Annotated in this window: 4 protein-coding genes and 1 pseudogene; all 5 read left to right on the top strand. The window is 41.5% G+C overall.

The features are described from left to right. Nucleotides 1-2,804: type VII secretion protein EsaA (gene esaA, locus K1I97_RS09900; RefSeq protein WP_223351612.1), on the top strand; the 2,804-nt coding region annotated here is incomplete at its 5' end. Between the two features lie 12 nt (nt 2,805-2,816). Continuing rightward, entirely contained in the window at nt 2,817-3,281 is a 465-nt protein-coding gene (essA, locus tag K1I97_RS09895) for a type VII secretion protein EssA (protein WP_223332332.1), read from the top strand. 70 nt (nt 3,282-3,351) lie between these two features. Beyond that, nucleotides 3,352-3,591 (top strand): EsaB/YukD family protein, encoded by a 240-nt coding sequence (locus tag K1I97_RS09890; RefSeq protein ID WP_223332333.1) that lies wholly within the window; start codon nt 3,352-3,354, stop codon nt 3,589-3,591. Then, nucleotides 3,592-4,860, top strand: coding sequence for a type VII secretion protein EssB (essB, locus tag K1I97_RS09885; protein WP_223332334.1), 1,269 nt, complete (start codon nt 3,592-3,594; stop codon nt 4,858-4,860). A gap of 21 nt (nt 4,861-4,881) precedes the next feature. Continuing rightward, nucleotides 4,882-5,455, top strand: a pseudogene (locus K1I97_RS09880) (type VII secretion protein EssC); the annotation flags it as partial.

Raw genomic sequence — 5,455 nt, 5'->3', positions numbered from 1 at the left:
AGCCCGTTCACATGGATACCAAAGAGTACAATCTAGGTGCGAGTTATGTTAAGAACATTGAGCGGGACAATTCTCAAAACTGGTTTGTTGTGACACGTGGAGCTGCAGATGCAGGGTTAGAAAGTGGGAAATATCAGCTCGTTCTAACTATTCCAAGTGATTTTTCTGAAAAGATACTGGATATCAATAATATTAATGTAGATAAGACGACCATTACTTACAAAGTCAATGCTCAAGGGAATCTACAGGTCGAAAATGACGCTAATAAACTAGCTAAGGATATTGTGGCAGATCTCAATAGTCAACTAGTAGATATGTATATGGCTAGCATATTGAGCAATCTCTATACGGCTCAGAAGAATGTTCAGGCGAGCTCTCAAATACAAACAACGAATATTGGAACCTACCGAACAAATTTGTTAGGAACTGCAACGAATTCTAAAAATCTCTTTCCAACCCTTTTTAGTATGTCAAGTTCTTCGGTTGATGCTAACCAAGCTTTGAAAAAAGTTTTGGAAAGTTATTCACAGGTTTTTGAACATCTGGATGCCTCACAAATCAACTATGGTAAGAACTTTGAAGCTTTGCTGGAACAACGCAAACAAGAAAATTCAACTGCGGATATTTTAAGTCAGATGATTTCACAGAGCAAGGATGAAGTGCATTCACAAGTTACGGCCTATGAACAAGCCTTAAAGGAGTATAAAATTCTGACTTCTCAGTTGGGGACTCTTCAAGGAGCACCAGCTCCAACGTATACAGGCACTCAAGGACCGTCTTATCAGGAACTAACGGGTAGTATCAGTCAAGAGATTGCAGGTTTAGAGAACAACTTGAAGTTGGAACGCAACAAGTTTGATGAACATAAAAAGAACATTAAAACCTTTGTTGAAGAGAAGTTAGCGGATTATTATGGTGTCTCCAAGAAGAGCACTATTACTCTTGAGCAGTTTTTAAATAAGGCTGGGAATAAAGATTTGGACACTGTTATAAAATCAATAGAAACTCAGCTGAAACTTGCCATTGAAGAACTACCAAAAGAGGACTTTAGTGGTCATAAGTTTACTAGTTTTGGGATTAGTCCTATCACGATACCTAAAGTAGATTATCATGAAGTAAAAAATATAGCTACACCAACTGATGGTACAACTTTGACGGATCTGAACAACTTAGAAAGCCATGCCGTTACAAGTACCAGTGCAGTTGGAAAAACTGGAACCAAGGCTAAGGTCTCTTGGACATCTGATACAGGACTAACTATTGATTCCGTTTTTTATGATGGCAAACCTGTTACATTTGGTCAGGAAATTGATTTGAAGACAGGTGGGGCATTTAGAGTAGAGTACAGTGTATCTTCTGTGACTTCTAATCCAACAATAAAACCTGCGATTACTATTTCTTTAAATGATATTCAGGCTGTCAGTGCACCGGTAGACGTGTTGAAGGTTCAACAAGCCGCTGTTTCTTATGGTCAAAAGGTTCAGAAGATCGCTTCTTCTTATGACCAGGTAAACTCTCTGCTCAGTGCCTATAAGGCTGTGAACAACTTGCGTAATAGTGACCTGAGTGGTGCCTTGAGTAATATTTGGTTTGAGGCAATCACCTCAAATCTACAGAAATACGAAGATAGCCTCGCTGATTCTACTAGTACCAGCGTCAATCAAAAGGTGGATCAAGCTTTAGCTAATCTGGTAGATTTAAAACCAAAACTAGAGAAGAATCTGTCTGATGTCTTGAAAAACAATGATGAGTTATCTAAAAAAATCAATGCTCAGTATGATTCATATACGCAATTACGAGGAAAACTAGATGATCTGGTGACGAAACAAGCAACGAATGAAAGAGATTCTAAGAATACGGACTCGGCCTTGTCAGCTTTAAGTGCTGAGTATACAGCTCTTTTAGGAGAGACATCTGGCGTGAAGGCTTCTTCTCAAAGTAATATCAAGGCAGCTGAATCTGTTAATGAAGTTTTGAGCAATTTTAACCGCGAATTGTCAAATGCTCAAAGTAGCACAGAAAAGTTATCACAGGACGCAGAATCTCTGATGACCCAATTTAATGAAGAGTTAGCGGCCAATGGGAACTTTGTGGACTCCTTTGTGAAAGTGTTGAACAACGCTTATGAGAATGGGGTACCAAATGAAGTTCTACTGAACTTCTTATCTAGTCCTGTTGCTCAAAGTTCATCTTCTGTTAAGGCGACAGTTAATGTCTATCGCCCATTCACTTGGATTTTACTACTAGAGATTGTAAGTCTCTTTACAGCTTATCTCTTTGCGACTCAAAATATTATTCGCAAGGTCAAGGATAAGTTCAAGCTGGATAAATTACATGATACAGATATTCTGACGGTTGGTATTTTATCGTTCTTGGCCGTAGCTATCGGGCTAGTCATCGGTATTGTATCTAATATTCAACTTCAGGTTGGACGTGAGTACCAACCATCATGGGTCTTGTTGATTGTCTTGGCTGGCTTTATTTTAGTCCAAGGACAGTATTTGTTCCTAAAACATCTCCGAGTGATTGGAATGGGTCTTGCCTTCTTTATGATGATTAGCTTTGTTTATCTCTCAAATGCGATTGGTACAACAGCTAGCTTGACAGGATTCCCAGCCTTTATTAAAAATCTCAATGCTTTGTCTGTACTAGAAGGATTGCTTTCAGGTTACTTTGATGGTCATCCAGCTGCTCTACTAGCCTTCATTGCGATGATAGTAGCCATAGCTGTGTTACTTGTGGTGAATACCTTTATTAAAGGAAGAAACTTCCAGTACCAAGCGACTCAAACTGAGAAAGAATAGAAAAGCAAGGATATGAAAAAATTAATTCTTTTACTTCTTACCTTTGGAGCATGTGCGGCAGTCTCAGTGACTGCTGCAGATGATTTGAAGGACAATAGTCTGCAGATTGATAACTCTCGACTGGAGAAGAAAGAGGGAATGAAGTTTGGTGTGCAGTCTGAACAGATCAAGGATCTTTTTAATGAGGCAACTCAGAAAAAATTGCAGGATATCCAGCATTACCAAGAGGAACAGTTGATCACCGAAAGGGGCCAGCTGTTTTCTGCTATACAGGAGACGAAACAGAAGTCCCCAGAAGAGCAATTGTTTCAACCAAATTCTAAAAAAATTTCCAAATTCCAAACTCATATCGGTACTGTCGAAAAGGGAGGTCTGACGGACTTTCTTCCAGAGATGTTTTATGTAGCTCTCGTTTTGTTGCTTATTGGAACAACGGCTATGATGAGTTATCGGGTAATGGTAGAGGGAATGGACTAATTTTGCTTTGGTGGATGGTTCATCCCAACTGAGTAGAAAAAGGATAAATCAGATAGGAGAGATGTGAGAAATGGAGCAACATATCAATATTACCCTGCGCTTAAGAGAAAGGGATGTGGATATTCGGATTCCGCTTCGAATTGAGGTTCGTCGCTTGATTCGGGAAATAGATGCGATTTTCAACTCTGGTCGTAGGCGCAAGAAGTACCAGCTGCGAATTGTGAACAAGGGTTTATTGCTTGATGAAGGTAAGTATTTGTCGGATTATCCTATGACGACAGGAGATTTAGTAGAGATAGAGGAGATATAAGTGACTGAGGAAAAATTTGTATTTGGCGAGCAGCCATTTATCTATGAAAAAACTGACACAACTTGGCAATTGAGCCTCAAACGCTCGGATGTAGCCAGTCAGGATTTGCGGGAGCTCCGGCTTTTGGATTTGCATCATCCGCTCTTTTTGGAACAGACCATGGAGGCAGATGAGGATAGTGTGACGTTTAGGTATCAGCTAGAGCCTCATGGCCTTGGTTATGAGGAAGTGAAGAGCCGAACCATTTCAGAGCGAATTCGTTTGGCCCTAAATGTCTTTGGTTTAGAAGCAGCTTTGGCCTTGCCGGTGACCTTTCTTTTGCATCCGATGAATCTTTTTATCACCAAGGATGCCCAGGCAAAGATTGCCTATCGCGGAGTACCCGGTCTCATGACCCCTCAAGCAGTCTCCTCAGAGGACTTTTTACGTCAAGCTAAGTGCTTTGCGGTGACCCTCTTTAGTGAGTTGGATTTCATGGATCTCTATAATGGTTCCTTGGAACTGGAAACTCTCCCAGACTTTCTTACGGACTTGTGTCAGGCTGAGGATATCGCAACTGCAGTAGCCGTATTGGAGAAGTATTATGTGGAGAAGGCCGCAAAGGAACAGGCAGAACTCGTCTTGGTACCAAGCAGACGCCACCGGATTTTTAAATTGGCAACGATTTGGCTAACAGCGAGTGTCGTTTTGTTAGTTGTTCCTCTGATTTATCTGATTTTCATCCAAAATCCTTTTAAAGAGAAGTTATTGCAGGCAGATACGGCCTTTATCAAGGTGGATTACAGTGGTGTCATTACAGAGTTAGAAGGGATTTCCCCATCCGGTCTTCCTAATACGCAAAAGTATGAGTTGGCTTACTCTTATATTCAAGGTTTGGAATTTTCTTCAGACCAAAAGAAGGTCATCTTGAATAATGTTACCCTCAAGTCGGATGAACTGTACCTGACCTATTGGATTCAAGTTGGGCGTAATCGTTTTGAGGATGCCCTTGATACCGCGAAGCGGATCAATGATAGCGATTTGATTCTCTATGCTTTGACCCAAGAAATCAAGCAGGTTCGTGAGGACGATCAGTTGTCAGGGAAGGATCGCGAAAGCAAATTGAATGCTTTGGAAAGCGAGTATAAGAAATACTGGGATAGTCGCAGCGCCCTCTTGACTAGTGAGTCTAGCTCAAGTGCGAACTCTGGTGCTTCCAGTCAAGCGGATAAGGCATCTGAAACCAAGCCATCGTCAGAGAAAAAGCCTAGCGCTTCCTCAAGCAATTAAAGGAGACCAAGGAGAGCATATATGACAAAAGAGATCATTTTCTATAGCCTGGGTCTACGCTATGAAGTCGAGCTAGGAGCTGATAAGACCGTCTTGCTTGGTGCAACCGAAAAGGCGCAGGTCCATCTCCCTCAACAGACTGTTCCCATTCAACTTAAGATTGACGGGGAGGATATTTTTTATCAGTATGGGGAAGAAACGGGCCTTTTGAAGGACGGACTAACTCTGGGGGAAGTCGTCTTTTACCTTCGCGAGGGAGAGACACGGATTTATGATCTATTGGACTTATCCGAGTTTCAAATTGCTTCACAGAGAGACGCACTGATCACAGTAGACGAAGCGATTGAACTCTTACTCCAAAAATCTCAGAACCAATGGAGATTGACACGGCTAAAGGGCACCTTCTATCGAAACAATCGTTTGGAGGTGGAAGACCAGCAACTGCTTCGCTTTGGAGATGAGCTGAGTATTGGGGGAGTGACGATTAAACTCTATCCAGATGAAGTTTGGGTTCAAGGACCCGCTCAGGTTGGAGACCAATTGCCCCTAAGAGAGCCCTCTCGTTATGGCTTTTATGAGGATTATCCAGATTATC

Origin of the sequence: Streptococcus oralis (genome assembly GCF_019929345.1) — a bacterium.
Classification (GTDB): domain Bacteria; phylum Bacillota; class Bacilli; order Lactobacillales; family Streptococcaceae; genus Streptococcus.
Note: the sequence above shows the minus strand (reverse complement) of the source record. Positions and strands in the feature narration are given on the sequence as shown.